The sequence below is a fragment of the Gibbsiella dentisursi genome (assembly GCF_039539505.1).
In the GTDB taxonomy this organism is placed as follows: domain Bacteria; phylum Pseudomonadota; class Gammaproteobacteria; order Enterobacterales; family Enterobacteriaceae; genus Gibbsiella; species Gibbsiella quercinecans.
Window position 1 is genome coordinate 445,185 of sequence record NZ_BAABDG010000003.1, and the last position, 19,587, is coordinate 464,771.

The 19,587-nt window shown below is 59.3% G+C and carries 15 protein-coding genes and 1 riboswitch; of the genes, 5 read left to right on the plus strand and 10 right to left on the minus strand.

Annotation, left to right across the window (positions count from 1 at the left end; genetic code table 11):
• The first annotated feature begins 54 nt into the window (after positions 1–54).
• Positions 55–2,004, plus strand: coding sequence for a dihydroxyacetone kinase operon transcriptional regulator DhaR (gene dhaR, locus ABFX35_RS12670; protein ID WP_346081428.1), 1,950 nt, complete (start codon positions 55–57; stop codon positions 2,002–2,004).
• Here the strand turns inward: dhaR and dhaM are convergent.
• The 4 genes from dhaM to ABFX35_RS12690 all read right to left on the minus strand — a co-directional run bounded on the left by dhaM (position 2,001) and on the right by ABFX35_RS12690 (position 6,446).
• Entirely contained in the window at positions 2,001–3,431 is a 1,431-nt protein-coding gene (gene dhaM, locus ABFX35_RS12675) for a dihydroxyacetone kinase phosphoryl donor subunit DhaM (RefSeq protein WP_346081430.1), read from the minus strand. The genes dhaR and dhaM overlap by 4 nt on opposite strands.
• A gap of 66 nt (positions 3,432–3,497) precedes the next feature.
• Positions 3,498–4,127 (minus strand): dihydroxyacetone kinase subunit DhaL, encoded by a 630-nt coding sequence (gene dhaL, locus ABFX35_RS12680; protein WP_279025660.1) that lies wholly within the window; start codon positions 4,125–4,127, stop codon positions 3,498–3,500.
• Between the two features lie 89 nt (positions 4,128–4,216).
• The gene (gene dhaK, locus ABFX35_RS12685; protein WP_346081432.1) at positions 4,217–5,287 is read right to left on the minus strand and encodes a dihydroxyacetone kinase subunit DhaK; all 1,071 of its coding nucleotides are present in this window, start codon (positions 5,285–5,287) and stop codon (positions 4,217–4,219) included.
• Positions 5,288–5,342: 55 nt separating this feature from the next.
• On the minus strand, positions 5,343–6,446 hold the full coding sequence (locus ABFX35_RS12690) for a glycerol dehydrogenase (protein ID WP_095847181.1): 1,104 nt from the start codon (positions 6,444–6,446) through the stop codon (positions 5,343–5,345).
• Between the two features lie 352 nt (positions 6,447–6,798).
• Between ABFX35_RS12690 and ABFX35_RS12695 the strand changes: the two genes are divergently transcribed.
• Together ABFX35_RS12695 and ABFX35_RS12700 are read left to right on the plus strand one after the other, a co-directional pair.
• Positions 6,799–7,455: a DUF1190 family protein gene (locus tag ABFX35_RS12695; RefSeq protein WP_346081435.1), complete on the plus strand. Its 657-nt coding sequence runs from the start codon at positions 6,799–6,801 to the stop codon at positions 7,453–7,455.
• Between the two features lie 3 nt (positions 7,456–7,458).
• On the plus strand, positions 7,459–8,619 hold the full coding sequence (locus ABFX35_RS12700) for a glutathionylspermidine synthase family protein (protein ID WP_346081437.1): 1,161 nt from the start codon (positions 7,459–7,461) through the stop codon (positions 8,617–8,619).
• Between the two features lie 66 nt (positions 8,620–8,685).
• Here ABFX35_RS12700 and ABFX35_RS12705 read toward each other — a convergent pair whose 3' ends face one another.
• Both ABFX35_RS12705 and ygiD read right to left on the minus strand, forming a co-directional pair.
• The gene (locus tag ABFX35_RS12705) at positions 8,686–10,002 is read right to left on the minus strand and encodes a glycoside hydrolase family 68 protein (RefSeq protein ID WP_279025653.1); all 1,317 of its coding nucleotides are present in this window, start codon (positions 10,000–10,002) and stop codon (positions 8,686–8,688) included.
• Positions 10,003–10,221: 219 nt separating this feature from the next.
• On the minus strand, positions 10,222–11,004 hold the full coding sequence (gene ygiD, locus ABFX35_RS12710) for a 4,5-DOPA-extradiol-dioxygenase (RefSeq protein WP_346081439.1): 783 nt from the start codon (positions 11,002–11,004) through the stop codon (positions 10,222–10,224).
• Between the two features lie 479 nt (positions 11,005–11,483).
• Between ygiD and zupT the strand changes: the two genes are divergently transcribed.
• Positions 11,484–12,251 carry a zinc transporter ZupT gene (gene zupT, locus ABFX35_RS12715; RefSeq protein ID WP_346081441.1) on the plus strand — a complete coding sequence of 256 codons (768 nt, stop codon included), beginning with the start codon at positions 11,484–11,486 and terminating at the stop codon, positions 12,249–12,251.
• Between the two features lie 77 nt (positions 12,252–12,328).
• Here zupT and ribB read toward each other — a convergent pair whose 3' ends face one another.
• Positions 12,329–12,982, minus strand: coding sequence for a 3,4-dihydroxy-2-butanone-4-phosphate synthase (gene ribB, locus ABFX35_RS12720; protein ID WP_346081443.1), 654 nt, complete (start codon positions 12,980–12,982; stop codon positions 12,329–12,331).
• Between the two features lie 108 nt (positions 12,983–13,090).
• Positions 13,091–13,249, minus strand: a riboswitch (FMN riboswitch).
• A gap of 194 nt (positions 13,250–13,443) precedes the next feature.
• Here ribB and ubiK point away from each other — a divergent pair.
• Positions 13,444–13,719 carry a ubiquinone biosynthesis accessory factor UbiK gene (ubiK, locus tag ABFX35_RS12725; RefSeq protein WP_121555436.1) on the plus strand — a complete coding sequence of 92 codons (276 nt, stop codon included), beginning with the start codon at positions 13,444–13,446 and terminating at the stop codon, positions 13,717–13,719.
• Between the two features lie 61 nt (positions 13,720–13,780).
• Here ubiK and hldE read toward each other — a convergent pair whose 3' ends face one another.
• The 3 genes from hldE to ABFX35_RS12740 all read right to left on the minus strand — a co-directional run bounded on the left by hldE (position 13,781) and on the right by ABFX35_RS12740 (position 19,492).
• On the minus strand, positions 13,781–15,211 hold the full coding sequence (gene hldE / locus ABFX35_RS12730) for a bifunctional D-glycero-beta-D-manno-heptose-7-phosphate kinase/D-glycero-beta-D-manno-heptose 1-phosphate adenylyltransferase HldE (RefSeq protein WP_279025645.1): 1,431 nt from the start codon (positions 15,209–15,211) through the stop codon (positions 13,781–13,783).
• 78 nt (positions 15,212–15,289) lie between these two features.
• Entirely contained in the window at positions 15,290–18,139 is a 2,850-nt protein-coding gene (glnE, locus tag ABFX35_RS12735) for a bifunctional [glutamate--ammonia ligase]-adenylyl-L-tyrosine phosphorylase/[glutamate--ammonia-ligase] adenylyltransferase (RefSeq protein WP_279025643.1), read from the minus strand.
• A gap of 45 nt (positions 18,140–18,184) precedes the next feature.
• Positions 18,185–19,492 carry a CYTH domain-containing protein gene (locus ABFX35_RS12740; protein ID WP_346081447.1) on the minus strand — a complete coding sequence of 436 codons (1,308 nt, stop codon included), beginning with the start codon at positions 19,490–19,492 and terminating at the stop codon, positions 18,185–18,187.
• Between the last annotated feature and the right edge of the window lie 95 nt (positions 19,493–19,587).

Genomic DNA, 19,587 nt, shown 5'->3' on the forward strand with positions numbered 1-19,587 from the left:
TCGGCATTCAGTGATATTATTCCCTGATACGTTCCTCAGCCCGAGCAGGATTGGATGAAGAATACTTCACGCTGGCAGCAGTTAATGGCAACCGGGGCACTCCCGGCGGAGCAGCGCCCTGCGCCTGCGATCTACGCCTCCTGGCTACGCTGCTGCAACCTGATGCGCCCCGCCGCCTGGAAAAACCCGCACTGTGCGCTTGGCACCACCTTCCATTCCATCTGCAAACGTAAGAACGATCTGCTGACGCTTGGCCAGGCGGCGCTGGAAGACGCCTACGAGTTTATGGAAAACCGCCGCTGCGTGTTGTTCATCCTCGATGAAAGCGGCTGTATGCTGTGGCTTTGCGGCGCCCCCGATACGCGGGAGCAGTTGCAACGGCTGGGGTTCAAACCCGGCGCTTACTGGGCCGAAGGGGATATCGGCACCAATGCGCCGGCGCTGGCCGCCGCAGAGGGCCACCCGATGCAGGTCTGCGGCAGTGAGCACGTGCGCCAGGCGCTGCACGGCTGGTCATTTTGCGCCACGCCGATTTATGACAACGGCGGGCGTCAACGTGGCGCCATCGCGCTGGGGTGCCTGCTGCAAGAGCGGGCCGCGGGCGATCTTTCCCTGACGCTGGCGATCGCCCGCGGTATCAGTAACTCGCTCAATGCCGACAGCCTGCTGGCTGAATCCAACCGCCACCTGAACCAGCTGTATGGCCTGCTGGAAAGCGTGGAAGACGGTGTCATGGCCTGGGATCACCACGGCAACCTGCAATATATCAACCAGCGGGCGGCAAACATGCTCAAGCTCAACGGCCAGCATAGCCAGGGCAAGCCGCTGGCGCAGTTGCTGACGTTTCCCGCGCTGCTGAGCCGGGCGGTCGCCCAGCGCCAGGCGCTGCACCATGTCGAAGTCACTTTCGAAAGCCAGCGCCAGTTTATCGCCGTCCTGCTGACCTTAAAGCCGATTCCCGACGGGGAGCGCTGTGGGTTTATCGCGCTGCTGCACCCGCTGGAGCGGATGCATCAGTACGTCAGCAGCCAGCTCGGCCGCGTCAGCCATACCTTTGAACAGATGCCTTCGGCTTCGCTGGAAATGCGCCGTCTGATCCGCTACGGCCAACAGGCGGCGAAAGGCCACCATCCGTTGCTGCTGTGCGGCGAGGAAGGAATAGGCAAAGAGTTGCTCGGCCAGGCCATCCACAACGCCAGCGAGCGCGCCGCCGGGCCTTATATTTCGCTCAACTGCCAACTGCTGCCGGAAGCTCAGGGGCTGAGCGAACTGCTGGGCTGCGACGCCAGCGAAGAACAGGCAGGCCTGCTGAGCAAATTCGAGCTGGCCAACGGCGGTACGCTGTATCTGGATCAGATCGAATACCTGCCGCCGGACATGCAGGCCGCGCTGCTGCAGGTGCTGAAAACCGGCGTCGTGATGCGCCTGAATTCCAGCCGGGTGATCCCGGTGGACGTGCGCATCATCGCCACCAGCTCCGCCAATCTGCCTTTGCTGGTGCAGCAAAACCGCTTCCGCCGCCAACTGTTTTATAGTCTGCAGGCCTTTGAAATCCAGATCCCGCCGCTGCGCCAGCGCGTCAGCGATATTCCGCTGCTGGTTAGGCACCATCTGCGCGCGCTGGAACAGCACTTCCAGTGCCGCTTTCGGGTGGATGATGAAGTTATGGCCCAGCTCAGTCTGTATCTGTGGCCGGGCAATGATCTTGAGCTGAAAGGCGTGGTCGAGCGGGCGGCGATGATTTGCCGCGGCCACCACATTCAGTTGGCCGACCTGCCCGCGCACCTTTTGGGGCATCAGCCCCTGTTGGAAAACGAAACGCAGCCAGGATCACCGCCGTTGACTTTGGAGGAAACCGAACGCCAGGCCATTATCCGTGCGGCCAATACCCGCAGGGGCCAACTGAATGAGATGGCGCAGCTGCTGGGGATTGGCCGTACCACGCTATGGCGAAAAATCAAGCAATACCAGATCGATATCAGCCAGTTCAAGCCGCACGCTTAGTGGCTAAGCTGCAGCACCCCGCGGGCCGCATCCAGCATCACCTTTTGGCCGCTGTGGGTCTTTTCCATGCAGCCGCTCAGCCCCACCACCATCGGGATGCCCATCGCTTTGGCCAGAATGGCACTGTGCGAAACAACGCTACCGCCGCTCAGGCAAATGCCGAGCACCATGCGCCGATCCAGCATCACCACATCAGAAGGCATGATCTCATCCATCACCAGAATCACCGGCTCCGCCAGCGCGATCGGCGGGATCGTTTGCTGTTGCAGGTGGCATAGGGTGCGGCGCAGCAGATCGCGCACATCCAGTTCACGCGCCCGCAGGTAGGCATCGTCCAGCGCCAGATAGTCATCGGCCACCGCCTCAAGCACTTCCCGCCATGCCCGTTCCGCACAGTAAAGCCGCTGGGCAATGCGGGCATAGGCCTGCTGCTGCAGATCCGGATCGTCCAACAGCATGCTGTGCGCACCGAAAATACCGGCCTGCGGCTTACCGATCAGCGTCGCCGTTCGCTCCGCCAACTTGTTTAGATCGCTCAGCGTATGTTGCAGGGCTTCCCGCAGCCGTTGTTGCTCGTTAATCACGTCATCGGCGCCGATCAATTTTTCAGCCACCGCCGGCCAGAAACTGGCGGCTTGCAACACCGGGCCGGTGCTGACGCTTTCCGCCACCGGCATGCCGTGCAGCGATGGCTGCTGCTGGGCCGATACCGTTTCGCCAAAATGCTGTTCCGCCAACGCTTTAAACGCCGCCAGCGCCTGATCGGCCTGTGTGCCGTTAGCGATCAGGCGGATGGTATCGCCGTGGCGCACCTGCAAGAGCGCCAGTTGGTTCAGGCTGCGCGGGTTAACGCATTGCCCGTTTTTTTCCAACAGCAGTTCGGCGTCGAAGGGCGCCAGGGTTTCCGCCAGCCGCGCCGCCGGCCGGGCATGCAGGCCGTGCGGGTTTTGCACCAGCCAACTGACGCTTTTCCCCTCGGTCAACGGCAGGCCGACGTTTTCCTCGGCGCCCGGCGCCTCGCCGAGCTGGGCCTGTTTGGCCTGCAACGCCCCCTGCGCCTCAGCCAGCACCTGCGCCAGCGGCGCGCCGGCATTGGCGGCCACCACCGCCGCCAGAGTGCCTTCCACCAGCGGCGCCGAACACAGTTTGACTTTTGCCGCCACCGCCGGCTCCAGCAGTTCCAACGCCGTTTCCGCACTTAATAACGCGCTGCCCAAATCCATCAGCACCACAATTCCGTCACACTGGGCAACGCTGTTGATCGCGTCCATCACTTTGACGGCATCCGTGCCGATAGGGTGTTCTTCATCATCCACCCCGGCCGCCAACGCCAGTTGGCAACCATCGGCGCGCATCATCTGCTGCGCTAATTCCTGCACGCCGCGCGCCAATTGCGCACTGTGCGAAACCACCACGATATTGATCATCTCACCTCCCTGGGGTTGCCTTAACCAAGCCAAACGCCACGGTATACGCACCGCGGCAGGCATGGCTTAGCCAACCACCTGCGCCAATGTTTTTATCATCAGCATTACCGAGGTCGCCCCCGGATCCTGATAGCCAATGCTGCGTTCCCCCAGGTAGCTGGCCCGCCCCTTGCGCGCCTGCATGGTGATGGTGCTTTCCACCGCTTTTTCCGCCTCGCCGACGGCGATATCCAGCGCGTCGGCCAGGTTAAGCTGCTGCCGGGCGGATTGCCCCAGGCTCGCCACCACCGGCCACCAAACATCACACATGGTTTTATCGCCCGGCTCGGCTTTGCCGCGCATCACCACGCCTTCCACCCCTTGCTGCATCACCTGGTGCAATTCTTCCAAATCCAGGCTTTGCTTGGCATTGGCCGCCTGCGCGGCGCGGATGAAAAACGTACCGAACAGCGGGCCGCTGGCGCCCCCGACGCTGGACAGCAATGTCATCCCGGTATTTTTCAGGATAAAACCGATGTCCTTGTCCGCCACCGAAGGCAGTTTTTCCGCCACTTTATTGAAGCCGCGGTTCATATTCAGGCCATGATCGGCATCGCCAATCTCGGTATCCAGGCGCGTCAGAAAATCACGCTGTTCGGCAAACACTGCCGCACAGCGCATTAGCCAATCCACCACCTGCTGTTTCGTTAATGCCATGTTTCCTCCTCAGGCCATGACTTGCTGCGGGCTTAGCGCGGCAATCGCCTCGCCGTGGGCCTTAACCCGGCCCACAGCCCTACGTTTACCTAACATCCCCAGCGTAATGCGGGCGTTTTTACCGGTGCATCCCACAACGACAGCACCTCGTCATCGGCTTTCAGTAAGGTGATGGAAACCCCCTGCATATCCAGCGAGGTGCAATAAGCGCCCACCAGATCGCGTTCAATGATAATGCCGGCCTCGGCGCAGAGCGCCGTCAGGCGGTGGTAAACACCGTACAATTCGGAAAGCGGCGTGGCCCCCAGGTTATTCACCAGCGCAATCACGCGATCGCCGCGTGCCAGCGGCTGCTTCTCTTGGATCTCTTCACGCCATTCGCCATGTTGGCGATCCCACACCCGCAGGGTGCGTTTGTAGTGGCCGTGTTCAATCAGGGTTTTGAACATGTCGTCCACCGCCTGGTTCAGGGTGGTGAACGGCCGCCGTGCGATGCCCGGTTCGCCGTGGATGCCCACGCCGAACTCCATTTCATTCTCCGCCAGTACAAACGACGGTTTGCCGGCCGCCGGCACCGTGCACGCCCCCAGCGCAATGCCGATTGAATGCCCCTGGTTGTTGATCTTGTGGCCGAACGTCACCAGCGCATCCAGGCTATCGCCACGCGCCGCCGCCGCCCCCAGCAGTTTTTCCATCAGCACCGTGTTGGCAACGCCACGGCGCCCGGCGGTAAACAGGCTGTCCTTCACCGCCACATCGTCATCAACCAACACCGTCGCGACCTGCACGCCGCTGTCGTGCAACAGCTCAGTGGCCGTTTCAAAATTCAGCACGTCGCCGGTGTAGTTTTTGACCAGAAACAACACCCCGGCGCCGCCGTCGATGGCCTGGCCGCATTCATACATTTTATCCGGCGTGGGTGAGGTAAAGATTTCCCCCGGGCAGGCGCCATCAAGCATCCCCTCCCCGACAAAGCCGCAGTGCATTGGCTCATGGCCGCTGCCGCCGCCGGAAAGCACCGCCACCTTGCCCGGCACCGGCGCATCGGCACGCACCACAAACAGCGGCTCCTGATGCACCTGCAGCTCGGGGTGAGCCTCGCCCAAGCCCCGTAACTGTTCCTCCAGGACCGATTCAACCTCATTGATCAGTTTTTTCACGGTTCATTCCTCTCTCTGGCATCGCGGGCGCGGCATGCCTCGCCCGCGATGGTAGCTATGCGTGCTGTTGCAACCAGGCACGCCCCAGCCGATCCATAGTCAAAATGGCCGCCTGTACGCTGGCCGGCGTGACCTTGAACGGCATGTTATGAATGGTTTCGCCTTCCGCGCAGCTTGCCTCGGCAACCGCCTGGATTTTCGCCGGCAGATCTTCCGTCACGCCCATCTCAGCCAGCGTGATCGGCAACCCCAGCCGGTGGCAGAAGCGCATCACCGTTTCGATCTGCTCTTCGGAACTGTTTTGCAGCACCAGTTGCGACAACGTACCGAACGCCACTTTTTCACCGTGGTAAAGGTGGTGGGTCTCTTTCAGCACGGTGAACCCGTTATGAATGGCGTGGGCCGCCGCCAGGCCGCTACTTTCAAAGCCCAGACCGCTCAGATAGGTATTGGCTTCGATCACGCGCTCTACCGATTCGGTCACCACGCCGGCCTCAACCGCCAACTTGGCCTTGAAGCCCTCTTTCAGCAGGGTTTCATAGCACAGGCGCGCCAGGCTCAACGCCGCCAGCGTTGATTTACCGCCGGCCATGCTGGTTGCCTGGGCATCAAAGCAGGCCTGTGCTTCAAAGTAGGTGGAAAGCCCATCGCCCATCCCGGCCACCAGCAAACGCACCGGGGCCTTGGCGATGATCGCGCTGTCCATGATCACCATGTTCGGCGGCGTGGGGTAAATCAGGTACTCTTCAAACTGGCTTTGCTCGGTGTAGACCACGGAGAGCGCACTGGTCGGCGCATCGGTTGAAGCGATGGTCGGGATCAACACCACCGGGACTTTCTGGTAATAGGCAATGGCTTTGGCGGTATCCAGCGTTTTGCCGCCGCCCATGCCAATAACGCCGTTGCACCCCTGGTCTTTCAGTTCCTGACCAAGGCGATCGATCTCTTTATGGCTGCATTCGCCGTTAAAAACGCAGGCATGATGTTTAACGCCGTGCTGCTGCAGGCTACCCATCACGGTGTCGCCCGCCAGTTTCATCACAAAGTCATCGGCGATAATAAAATAGTGTTCAGCCAGTGATTTCGCATATTGGCCGACGGAGGCTAACGCGTTCAGGCCCTGGATATATTTACTGGGTGATTGGATGATTCTTAACATAACCGGCTCCTTCTGGGTTCATTGACGATGTTCATTTTCAGGTGAGGTTGTTGCCGGTCTTCCGCCGGCTGGTTGTTAACAATGACTATACGGCCGCCCGCAGGCATTACGAGCCTGGCGATTTTCGTTCCATTGCGAAACGGCCAGCCCGGCAAAACGTTCCAAAATGGAACATCCAGAACAACGTTTTTGCGATTAAAGAGAACTGGCGCACACCGCCACGTAATCCTGCGTAAAGAGTCGATTATCCGCGCGTTTCAGCTTTAATTTTGCACATCTTTCCCCTATTCTTACGCCACCTACTGGGAAAAGGCCGCATGGCTAAAATAATGAATAATGGGATTTAATGCCGATGAAACGGACAAAAAACATCAATAGAGAGACGTTCCGCAAATCCTGGCGTAACTACCGCATGGCCCCTGTCGCGCTGGCCGTCAGTGCGGTATTTATGTTGGCCGGTTGCGAAAAGGCCGATGAAACCGTATCGCTGTACCAAAATGCCGATGACTGTTCACGCTCCAATCCCTCCATGACCGAGCAGTGCACCACGGCTTACAACAATGCCTTGAAAGAAGCCGAAAAAACCGCGCCGAAATACGCCACCCGCGAAGACTGCGTGGCGGAGTTTGGCGAAGCGCAATGCACCCAGGCGCCGGCACAAGCGGGCATGGCGGCAGAATCGCAAAGCAGCGGCAGCTTCTGGATGCCGCTGATGGCGGGCTATATGATGGGCCGGATGATGGGCGGCGCCGGCTTTGCCCAACAGCCGCTGTTCACCTCTAAAAACCCCGCCAGCCCGGCCAACGGTAAGTTCGTTGACGCCACCGGCAAGAACTATGGCCCGGCGACGGCCGGCGGCCGCACGATGACGGTGCCGAAAACCGCCATGGCGCCAAAACCGGCGGTCACCAACACCATTACCCGCGGCGGTTTTGGCGAATCCGTCGCCAAGCAGGCCACCATGCAACGCAGCAGCGCCACCTCCAGCTCACGCACCATGGGCGGTTAATCGATGAAACGCGTTGCTATCACCGAACGCCCAGACTGGCGTGAAAAAGCCACCGAGTTTGGTTTCAACTTCCACACCATGTATGGCGAACCCTACTGGTGTGAAGATGCCTATTATCAATTTACGCTGACGCAGATCGAAGAGATCGAAGACGCCACCGCCGAACTGCACCAGATGTGCCTGCAGGTGGTGGAAAAAGTGGTTGCCAGCGATGCGCTGATGGCGAAGTTCCGCATTCCGAAGCACACCTGGGAATTCGTCCGCAGCGCCTGGCGCACTAACCAGCCCTCGCTCTATTCACGCCTTGATCTGGCCTATGATGGCGTCAACCCGCCCAAGCTGCTGGAAAACAACGCCGATACGCCAACGTCGCTGTACGAAGCCGCCTTTTTCCAATGGATTTGGCTGGAAGATCAGCTTAACGCCGGCCGCCTGCCGGAACAGGCCGATCAGTACAACAGCCTGCAGGAAAAGCTGATTGAGCGCTTTGCGCAATTAAAGGCGCACCACGGGTTTAGCCTGCTGCACATGGCCTGTTGCCGGGATAGCGTGGAAGATCGGGGGACGGTGCAATATCTGCAAGACTGCGCGCTGGAAGCCGATTTGGCGACCGAGTTCCTGTTTATGGAAGATATCGGGCTGGGGGAAAAGGGCCAGTTTACCGATCTGCAAGACCAGGTGATCGGCAATCTGTTTAAACTGTACCCGTGGGAATTCATGCTGCGTGAAATGTTTTCCACTAAGCTGGAAGACGCCGGCGTACGCTGGCTGGAGCCGGCATGGAAAAGCATTATCTCCAACAAGGCGCTACTGCCGCTGCTGTGGGAGATGTTCCCCAACCACCCGAACCTGTTGCCCGCCTATTTTGCCGAAGACGAACATCCGGCGATGGAAAACTACGTCATCAAGCCGCTGTTCTCACGCGAAGGGGCGAATATCCAGATCGTGCAAAACGGCCAGATCGCCGCGCAGGCCGATGGCCCGTATGGTGAAGAAGGCATGATCGTGCAGCAGTTCCATCCGTTGCCGCAGTTTGAAGGCAGCTATACCTTGATCGGCAGTTGGCTGGTGAACGATCAACCCTGTGGTATCGGTCTGCGGGAAGATCGCGCGCTGATCACCCAGGATCTGTCACGCTTCTATCCGCACATCATTCTGGATTAAAGCGCGCGGCCAACGCCGAACGGCAGAAAACCCGGGCACGTCGCCGTGCCCGGGCATTCCCTCCGGTTATTTCAAGGTGACATCAATGATTGGCGGAATATAACCGTAGTCATATTCTTCCACCACGAAGGTGCGATCGCCCACCAGCTTGATGCCCACCGTTGGCGCTTCCGTACCGCCGACGCGGAAGCCAGCGTCAGAATCATCGTCCTCAAGCGGCACGTTATCGATAAACGAGGTGACCAGCCCGTTCGGCATCACATAGTGAGAATAGGTCTGGAACGGCTGGCTTGACGGGTTGCCCAACACCAGGCCGGAACCGTTCAGCGGCACGTAAGGGCCGAACAGTGAATCCGCGACAAAACCGTACACACCGTCCGGGCCGGTCAGGCCATCGGCATAGGTGTACTGATGGCTGATGGTGAACAGGTAATATTTGCCGTCCTGGAACAGCAGGTGCGGGCGCTCGGTCTGGTCATTAACGCCAACCGCCGTCAGCAGTGGAGGCAGCAGTTCCCAATCATCGCCGTCTTCATCACGCGCCATCGCAATACCGATGCAGGCGGTCTGGTAACGTGAGTTGCCCACGTCTTCATAACCCGGCGGCACGTCGCCGATTTCCGCTTCGCCCACTTTGTGTGAACCACGCTCACCGGCCACATTGCCTTCGAACAGCATATACAGCTTGCCGCTCTCAGGATCGCGGAACGGCCATGGGTCACGGAAGCCCCAGTACGGGTTTTGCGCTTCGGTTTGATACATTTTGCCGTCGGCTTCGAACAGGGAAGACACTTTTTTGAAGCCAACCATGTCAACACCGTGTTCAGTGGTCACCACGCGGCCACGCACTTTCACAATGGTCGCGCCAGGCGTAACCGCGGTGTAATACAGATCGACGTCGCCCTGGTCGTTGAGCAAAATCGGCGAGCCGGCCCATTCGCGGGTGGTTGGTGAAACGCCGTCCGCCATCACGCGGCCGCCATACACCCAGTCTTTACTGGTGCGTGAGAACCAGTAGCACATTTTTGCCCGGCCATGACGATCGTTCCAGTCGCGGTTGATGTCATAGTTGCCGTTTTCATCCAAGTACTCTGGGTTGGTCGGCTGGCGCTCCGCCGTCAGGGTGAAAATCACTGACCAGCCGTCAACGGAAGTGACGTTACCGTCGATATCACGCAGCGGCATGGTATCCCAGATAAACACCGTATCGCTCAGCACCGGGAAATCAGCGCTAACCAGCGGTTGCGTGGTGGTCGGGTCATCGGCACGCACTTTCAGCGCGTCGGCACGGGTCCAGATGGTGGATTGATTCGGCTGTTGGCCGAACTTGGCAGTGGCCGCTTTCAGGGGTTGTTGGCCGAAATTCGTAGTGGTCGTTTTCATAGGAAATACCTCGTTAATCAATCAATTAAAATATGACTTTCGTGAAATACTGTATGTTTGTACAGTGAATTCACTATAGGACGAGGAGATTTCCGGATCAAGGCCAAACGCCCTCTTCCAGGCGGGTGCTGGCTTGCTGGGCGCTGACACAACGTCAGCGGCGATAAAAAGCTGAAAAAACGACAAAAAAATGCCAGTCAGCGACTGGCATTCAGAAAATTAACCCACCTGAACCGAGAGCATACTGAGCGCTCCCATTTCAATCCCATCCACCGGGATGCCGATCGGCTCTTTACTATCCCACGCGCCAAGCACGTACAGCAGCGGCAAGAAATGTTCCGGCGTTGGGTTGGCGAGTGCGGCCCCTTCATGCTGCATAAAGTTCACCAACGGATGGTCATCCCCGCGGTAAGCCAGGTTGTCACGCACGTACTGGTTAAACGCCTGTGCCCAAGGGTATGGGCTGCCGTCCCCTTCCCACTTCACCTGACGCAGGTTATGCACCACGTTGCCGCTGGCGACGATCATGATCCCTTCATCACGCAGCGCCGCCAGTTTTCGCCCAAGCTCGAAGTGGTAAGATGCAGGCTGCGTCCCGTCAACGCTTAGCTGCACGACCGGGATATCCGCCTGCGGGTACATTTTGATCAGCACGCCCCAGGCGCCGTGATCCAGCCCCCATTCACGAGTGTCGGCGATCACCGGCAGCGGCGCCAACTGTTGCTGTATCCGCGCCGCCAACGCCGGAGAGCCCGGCGCCGGATATTGGGTATCAAACAGCGCCTGGGGAAAACCGCCAAAATCATGGATGGTTTTCGGGTTTTCCATCGCCGTTACCGCCGTGCCGCGGGTATACCAGTGGGCAGAAACCGCGATAATCGCTTTCGGCCGCGGCAGTTTCACACCCAGTTCGCGCCACGCCTGGGTATAACGGTTTTCTTCCAATACATTCATGGGGCTGCCGTGCCCTAAAAACAGCGCAGGCATGCGGGACATCGTCATAATATTCTTCTCCAGAGGGGTAGCCGGTTTATGCCAACCACCTTACGCCCTTTGCCGCACCGGCACAGCCGGATAACCATGATGATGATATTCAATAATTTTGAATGGTGATATACCCAAAATAATTCGAGTTGCAGAACAAAAACGCAAAAGCGTTTTTGAACAGCGCTAGCGCTGGCCCCGTAGGGGTGAGGCCGTATGGCCGAATCACGCGGCAACGCAGCGAATCCCCAGGAGCTTACTTGAGTAAGTGACTGGGGTGAGCGACAAATCTGCCGGGAGCAGATTTGAACGCTGTTAACAGCGGCCCCTTTGGGGCGAGGCCCAGGGATGGGCCGAGTAACCAAGCCAACACACCTGCAGCTTGAAGTATGAAGGGTATAACGATGAGAACAATCAGCCAGATCCACTCGATTTATGCTACTACTCTGTTAGTATCAGAAAATGCGAAATATTGATGAGATACCGAGGAGCCCACAATGTCTGTACCGCTGATCCTCACCTTGCTGGCTGGCGGCGCAACCTTTGTTGGCGCCCTGCTAGGCATTATTGGCCAAAAACCCTCTAACCGGGTGCTGGCCTTTGCGCTTGGCTTTGCCGCCGGGATTATGCTGTTGATCTCACTGATGGAAATGCTGCCTGCGGCGCTACACACCCAAGGCATGTCGCCGATATTGGGCTATGGCATGTTTATGGTTGGCCTGTTGGGCTATTTCGCGCTGGATCGCATGCTGCCGCACCAGCATCCGCAGGATCTGGTGGATGCCCCGATTGCCCCGCATAACCTGAAGCGCACGGCGCTACTGCTGACGCTGGGCATTAGCCTGCATAACTTCCCGGAGGGCATCGCCACCTTTATTACCGCCAGCGCCGATCTGGAGCTGGGCATGGGGATTGCGTTGGCGGTGGCGATTCACAATATTCCGGAAGGGTTGGCGGTCGCCGGCCCGGTGTACGCGGCTACCGGCTCCAAAACCAAAGCGTTGCTGTGGTCGGGGATTTCAGGCATGGCGGAAATACTTGGCGGCGTGCTGGCGTTCCTGCTGATTGGGCCGATGATTTCCCCGGTGATGATGGCGGCGATCATGGCGGCGGTCGCCGGCATTATGGTGGCGCTATCGGTGGATGAACTGATGCCGCTGGCCAAAGAAATCGATCCCAACAACAACCCAAGCTATGGCGTGCTGTGCGGTATGGCGGTGATGGGGTTCAGCCTGACGTTGCTGCAAAGCGGCGGCATCGGCTAAGAAAGGAAAAGCGCCTGTGGGCGCAATGCGGAAGAACCCAATGAACAACGCCCTCCAATGGAGGGCGTTGGCGTATATCAGCTGGCCTTTTGCTCATGCTGTTGGCGATAAGCCACCAGATCTTCAATCGTCAGCACCAGCATATCGTGCTGTTTGGCAAATTCGATCACTTCCGGCGCATGGGCCATGCTGCCATCATCGTTGGTCAACTCGCACAGCACGCCGGCAGGTTTAAAACCGGCCATGGAAACCAGATCGATCGTGGCTTCCGTATGGCCGCGGCGGTTCAGCACCCCGCCCGGCTGCGCGCGCAGCGGGAAAACGTGGCCAGGGCGGTTAAGATCGCTCGGCGTAGCGTTGTCGGCGATGGCAGCGCGGATGGTCGTCAGGCGATCCGCAGCGGAAACCCCGGTGGTCACGCCCTGTGCGGCCTCAATGGTTACGGTGAACGCCGTTTGGAAATGGCTGGAGTTGTTGGCCACCATCATCGGCAGTTCAAGCTGCTGGCGACGTTCTTCGGTAATGCACAGGCAAACAATGCCGCTGCCGTGGCGAATGGTCAGCGCCATCTGCTCAACGGTCATGGTTTCTGCGGCAAAGATCATATCACCTTCGTTTTCACGATTTTCATCATCAAGCACCATCACGCCGCGCCCGTTGCGCAAAGCGTCCAGCGCGCGTTCAACGCGTTCTGTTGGCGTACCGAAATCTGAAAGTAGCGTCTGATTCATGGTAAAAAAACCTCAATTAACTGTATTGGATTACCAGAACCAGGGCGATCTTGAGGAGTAGCTGGATAGCTAAAAAATAACGCAAGCGAGCACAAGCCCGACAGATGTCGTTACCCTCTCCCATCCGGACTATAACCGTCGGCCCCGGAATTACACCGGATCTGCTGACCTCTACCCAACCCAAAGGCTGGATGAGCGCTCGCGGGCTTTCACCATAGAAGATGATTTACCGCCGGTGGGGACTTTCACCCCGCCCTGAGAATAAGCTTAACGACTATAGCGCTAATGATTAATCAGGGCAATTAGCAAAAATGGCGATGCTAATGCATTTAGCGTAAATACACTGCCTCACCCCACACTGTACGCAAGATCCAGCGCTGAAGCGTGCCTTGTTGTTTATCCGCTGGGCAACTCGCATTACACTAATGCTATCGCCACCCAATATCAGAAAGGGATATACCATGATAGACCCGAAAAAAATTGAACAGATCGCGCGCCAGGTTCATGAGTCCATGCCGAAGGGTGTCCGTGAATTCGGGGAAGACGTCGAAAAGAAAATCCGCCAGATACTGCAAGCGCAGCTTACCCGCCTGGATCTGGTCAACCGCGAAGAGTTTGATGTGCAAACTCAGGTGCTGCTGCGCACGCGGGAAAAGCTGGCCCTGCTGGAACAGCGCCTGAACGAACTGGAAAGCAAACTGAATGCGGCCCCACAGGCCAAGCCGGAAGACGAATAAGTTTATGTTAAGGGCGCAAGGCGCGCCCTTAATGTTGCCGATTGCCACTCACGCGGTACGATTACTCATGCCCACTTTTGATGGCCTTGATGATGTTGGTTGTTGATAACCCATCTTCAAAGTTTAGCACCTTCACATCACCGCCGTTGGCCCACACCTCGGCACTGCCGGCAATCTCTTCCGGTTTATAATCCCCGCCCTTCACCAGCAGATCCGGCAGGATACCGGCGATCAGCCGTTGCGGCGTGTCCTCTTCAAACGGCACCACCCAGTCCACGGCTTCCAGCGCGGCCAATACGATCATACGGTTTTCCAACGGATTGATCGGGCGGGTTTCGCCTTTCAGACGTTTAGTGGATGCATCACTGTTAACCGCCACAATCAGACGATCGCCCAGCTTACGGGCGTTCGCCAGATAAGAAACGTGGCCGGCGTGCAAGATGTCAAAAATGCCGTTGGTCATCACAATCTTTTCACCACGCTGGCGTGCCTGCGCCACGGCCGTTTTCAGCTGTTCTTCGCTCATCACGCCAAACCCGGTTTCGGCGCGGCCGCGAATGGCATTTTCCAGCTCGATCGGGGAAACGGTGGAGGTCCCCAGCTTGCCCACCACCACGCCGGCGGCGGCGTTAGACAGGAAACAAGACTCTTCCAGCGTATTGCCGGCGGCCAGCGCAGCGGCCAGCACGCCGATCACCGTGTCGCCTGCGCCAGTCACGTCAAACACTTCCTGCGCCTGCGTCGGCAGGTGCAGCGGCTCGCGATCCGGCTGCAGCAGCGTCATCCCGTGTTCGGAGCGGGTCACCAACAGGGCGGAAAGCTCATAATCCGCCACCAGCTTCATGCCCCGCTGCACCAGTTCCTGTTCGTCTTTGCAATGGCCGACCACGGCTTCAAACTCGGACAGGTTCGGCGTCAGCAGCGTTGCGCCGCGGTAACGTTCAAAATCCGTGCCTTTGGGATCAATCAGCACTGGCACCTTGGCGGCGCGCGCCAGTTGGATGATGTCCTGCACCTTGCTCAGCGCGCCCTTGGCGTAATCAGACAGCACCAGCGCGCCAATCTGCGGCAGCGCCTGCTGAACGCGCTCCAGCAGCGGCTGGGCATCCACGTTGGCGAAGCCTTCTTCAAAATCCAGGCGTATCAACTGCTGGTTGCGGGACAGCACGCGCAGTTTGGTAATGGTCGGGTGCGTCGGCACGGAAACAAAGTCACAGCGCACGTTAACTTCATTGAGCCGGGCGCTTAATGCACGCGCGGCGTCGTCAATACCGGTCAGCCCCACCAGACGCGAGCCGGCGCCCAGAGAGGCGATGTTCATCGCAACGTTAGCCGCACCACCGGGACGCTCTTCGATGGTATCCACCTTCACCACCGGCACCGGGGCTTCCGGTGAAATGCGGCTGGTCGGCCCATACCAATAGCGATCCAACATGACGTCACCAACCACCAGCACACCGGCGCGGCGAAAATCAGGCAGTGTAACTTTCATTCGATAACTCCAAACAGGTCATAAATTTAGTTGCGCCGATATTACCACAGACACCGATAATGCCGGCAAAAAGGTGAGCTATGCGCCCGCTACGCCCAGCCATTTTTCCCAGCTGCGGCGCACCCGATCGCGCTCGGCGACAAACAGTTCGCTGCTCACCTTGCCGGAGTGCTCCTGCAAGGCCAGCCGGTGAATTTCGTCGCGCATCGTCACATAGGCGCGGGTCAACGCCTGCGCTTCTTCGTCCGGCATAATACCGTAATGGGCCATCAGTTCGAAGATGCGCACGTTATCCGACCAGCGCGCCAGCCGCGGTTCGCTGCCGGCATAGCGTAAGACCAGATATTGCGCGATAAATTCGATATCGGTAATGCCGCCTTCATCAGTTTTGATATCAAACAGCTCACGCTGCTTGTTGCCCAGATGATGGCGCATTTTTTCCCGCATTTCGCGCACCTCTTGCTGCAATGCCTCGCCGGCGCGCGGCTTGCACAAAATATCGCGCCGGATCTCATCAAAACGCTGATGCAACGCCGGATCGCCATAGACAATGCGCGCCCGCACCAGCGCCTGATGTTCCCATGTCCAGGCTTCATTTTGCTGGTAGTCGGTAAAGGCCTCGATGGTGCTCACCAGCATGCCGGCCGCCCCGGAAGGCCGCAGCCGGGCATCCACTTCATACAGAATACCGGAGGCGGTGCGGGTGCTGAACAAATGCATCACCCGCTGCGCCAGCCGCAGGTAGAACTGGCGGCCATCAATGCAGCGCGCGCCATCGGTCATCACTTCCGGCGGGCAGTCGATCAAAAACACCAGATCGAGATCGGAACTGTAGCCCAACTCCCAGCCGCCCAGTTTGCCGTAGCCGATCACGGCAAACCCGTGCCCCTGGCGCTCATGCAAATGCGCCGGCTGGCCGTAACGCGCCACCATATCGTGCCAGGCCTGCTGCACCACCGCATCGATGATCGCTTCGGCCAGATAGGTTAAGTGATCGCTCACTTTCATCACCGGCAGCACTTTGGCGATATCCGCCGCGGCGATGCGCAGCTGTTGCGCCTGTTTGAACTGGCGCAGCGCTTCCACCTGCTGCTCCTCATCGTCCGCCGGCACCCGCAGCCGATACTGGTGCAACTCGCTGCGGTAGGCGCCGGGTTCAACCGGCCGGTAGAGCGTTGCCGGATCAAGCAGCTCATCGAGCAGCATCGGGTAGCGCGCAAGTTGGTTCGCCACCATCGGCGAGGCGGCGCACAGGCGAATCAGGTGGCTGAGCGCCGCCGGATACTCCAGCAGCAGCTCAAGGTAAGTGGTGCGGGTGACAATGCTAAGCAGCAGTTGAATAAGGCGGGCCAGCGCCGTGGGCGCGTCGTCACGCGGGCAGACTTCGGCCAACAGGCGCGGCATCAGTTGATCCAGCACCTCGCGCCCGCGCGGGCCGATGGTACGCTTGCCCACGTCCTGGCGGAAATCGGTGATAATGCGCAGCACCATACGCTGTTCTTCTTCCCCCAGATGCGGCAACAGCGGCGCCAAGTCTTTTTCTTCCAGCGCATCGTGCCACAGGCCATAGTAGCGCTGACAGTGGCTATCTTCACCCACATCGGGGGTATCGTCGCCGATCATGTCGTCAAACACCGCCCGCACCGCGCGCATATGGGTATCCAGCGCGGCCAGCAGCGCCGGCCAGTCTGCCAGGCCCATGCCCCAGACCAGGCGCGCCTGATCGAGCGCATCCTGCGGCAGGGTTTGCGTTTGCTGATCGGCAATCGCCTGCAGCAAATTCTCCAGCCGGCGTAAGAACAGATAGCTGGCGCTCAGCGCCGCCACCGGTTGTGGGCCAAGCAGCCCCAGTTGGCCAATCGCCTGCAGCGTTGGCAGCAATGCGCGCCCCTGCAGGCTGGGCTCGCGCCCGCCGCGGATCAATTGGAACACCTGGGTGATAAATTCAATTTCGCGGATACCGCCGGCGCCCAGCTTGATGTTGTCTTTCAGGCCGCGCCGCCGCACTTCGCGCGCGATCATGCCCTTCATATTACGTAGCGACTGGATCACGCTGAAATCAATATAACGGCGGAAGACAAACGGCCGCAGCGTGTTGCGCAGTTCCTGGCTATAGAGATCTTCAGTACCGCCCATCAGCCGCGCCTTCACCATGGCGTAGCGTTCCCAGTCGCGCCCCTGTTCCTGATAGTAATCTTCCAGCGCGGCAAAGCTCATCACCAGCGGGCCGCTGTCGCCAAACGGGCGCAGCCGCATATCCACCCGATAAACAAAACCGTCGATGGTTTGCTGATCCAATGCTTTGATTAACCGCTGGCCAAGGCGGGTAAAGAACTGGGCGTTATCCAGCTCGCGCCGCCCGCCCTGGGTTTGCCCGTTTTCCGGGTAGGCAAAGATCAGATCGATATCGGAGGAAAAATTCAGTTCTTCCCCGCCCAGCTTGCCCATGCCAAGGATCAACAGCGGCTGGGGAACCCCCGCCGCATTGCACGGCGTGCCCCACTCGCGGCAGCAGGTTTGATACAGCCAGTCGCGGGCACGGATAATCAGCGTTTCAGCCAACCTACTGAGCTGACGCAGCGTTTGCTCGGTTGTGGCACTATTCGACGCCTGCGCCCAGGCGATGCGCACCAGTATCTCGCGGCGGAACAGGCGCAGCGCGTGCATTAGCGCCGTTTCATCCTGCACGGCTTCCAGTTCTTCCTGCAGCCATGCGCCGTAGTGGCGCCACTCATCGGCCGCCGGCGGCTGGCTACGCAGTTTCTCCAGCCACTGCGGGTGCGCCAGCAAAGCCTCGCTGACAAAATCGCTCGATGCCAGTACCGCCTGCTCCTGGCCGCTAAGCAGCACATCGGCGCCGTGGGTTTCCTGAAAACGCTGCACAATACGCTGTGCCTGCGCCTGTAACGCTGCAGAGAGTCGCGACATAATCAATCATCCGTGCGATGGCCCGCCGCAGCGGGCCGGGTATCATTAACGAACGGCGCCGTTTAACCAGAACGGCGCCTGGGACAGGGCCAGCTTACGGCTGTTTTCATAGCTCCCCTGGCGCCGTTCCGCCACCGCCCGCAACAGCTCACGCCAAGCGCCGATATAGGCGCCGCTTTCAGCGTCGACATAGGCGCCGGAAAGCAGCATAAAGGCGGCCACCTGGCGCGTCAGGCGCGGCAATTGCCCCTGATAGTCTTCGTCGGTCAGCGGGTGGTTGAACGCGTCTTTCAACTCGGCAGCGCAGCGCCCCAGCATCACATCGCTAAAACGCTTGAAGGAGCCATCCAGTTTCGCCTGGGCTTTTGCGTCGATAAACGGCCGCCAGGCGCCGGTCAGCAACCAGGATGTGAGCGCCAACTTACATTGCAGATACTCCGCGCTGTAACACAGGCTCTGCGGTTCGGCGTTGTGGTCTTCCAGTTGGGGCTCCAGCGCCGCCAGGCGGGCACGCAGATCGGCGCTGGCCTTGCGCGGCACCAGGCCGCCGAAAATCACCAGCGCCTGGCGCACCAGCACCATCGCTTCAAGCACGGCCGGGCGCGCCGCGGTGTTGCCACGCAGCCACAGCTCCTCGTGGTACTGCCAGTGGCTGAGCGCCAGCTCCAATGCCGCGATCATCCCCTGTTCCACGCTGGATTTCGCCGCCGGCTTCAGCACTTTGAGCGGGCGCAGTGCGAAAGGCGCATTGCCCTGCGCCAGGTGGTAACCGCGCGCCGCTTTGCTCAGGCTGCCCTGGCGCAGGCCGCCATGCTGTGCCAACTGCTGCGCCAACGCCAGGAGATCCGATGTATTGCCCTGTTTCAGCTCCAGTTCGATCTCGCCTATCGGCTCGGCCAGCTCGCCGGCGCGCACTTCGCCCTGATCCAGGCCAATCTCGATCTCGCTTTCCCCCAGCGCGATCAACCAGGTTTCACGCACGAAATCCGTGCGGAACAGCGGTTGCAGCGCCTGCTGCAACGCGCCGATATCGCACCCCTGCGGCCAGATATCGGCTGGAAATTCAGCCAGCGCCAGTTCAGGGCTGGCGATCGCCACATTGTATTCCGGGCGCTGATGCACCCCGCCCACCACGCGGCCGGCGGTTTTGATGGTCATCTCATACTGTTGGTTGCAGCCGCGGATACGCAACCCGATATCGTGGCGGCGCAGGAAGTTATCGGCCGTCTCGTAGTAAATATTGGTGAGTTTCTGCGGCGCGGTATGCTGATGGGGCCAGGCGGCCAACTGTGCGGACAACCCGGCGGCAGCCTGCGCGGAGGCAATAAATTTCAGTTCTATTTCAACGGTCATATGTCTTTTACACCAATAAGTTACAAATTTGCGGCCAGAGCCTTGCCCTGGCCGAATGCTGCCCGAAAAGGCACCGTTGGCACTATAGTAGCGCG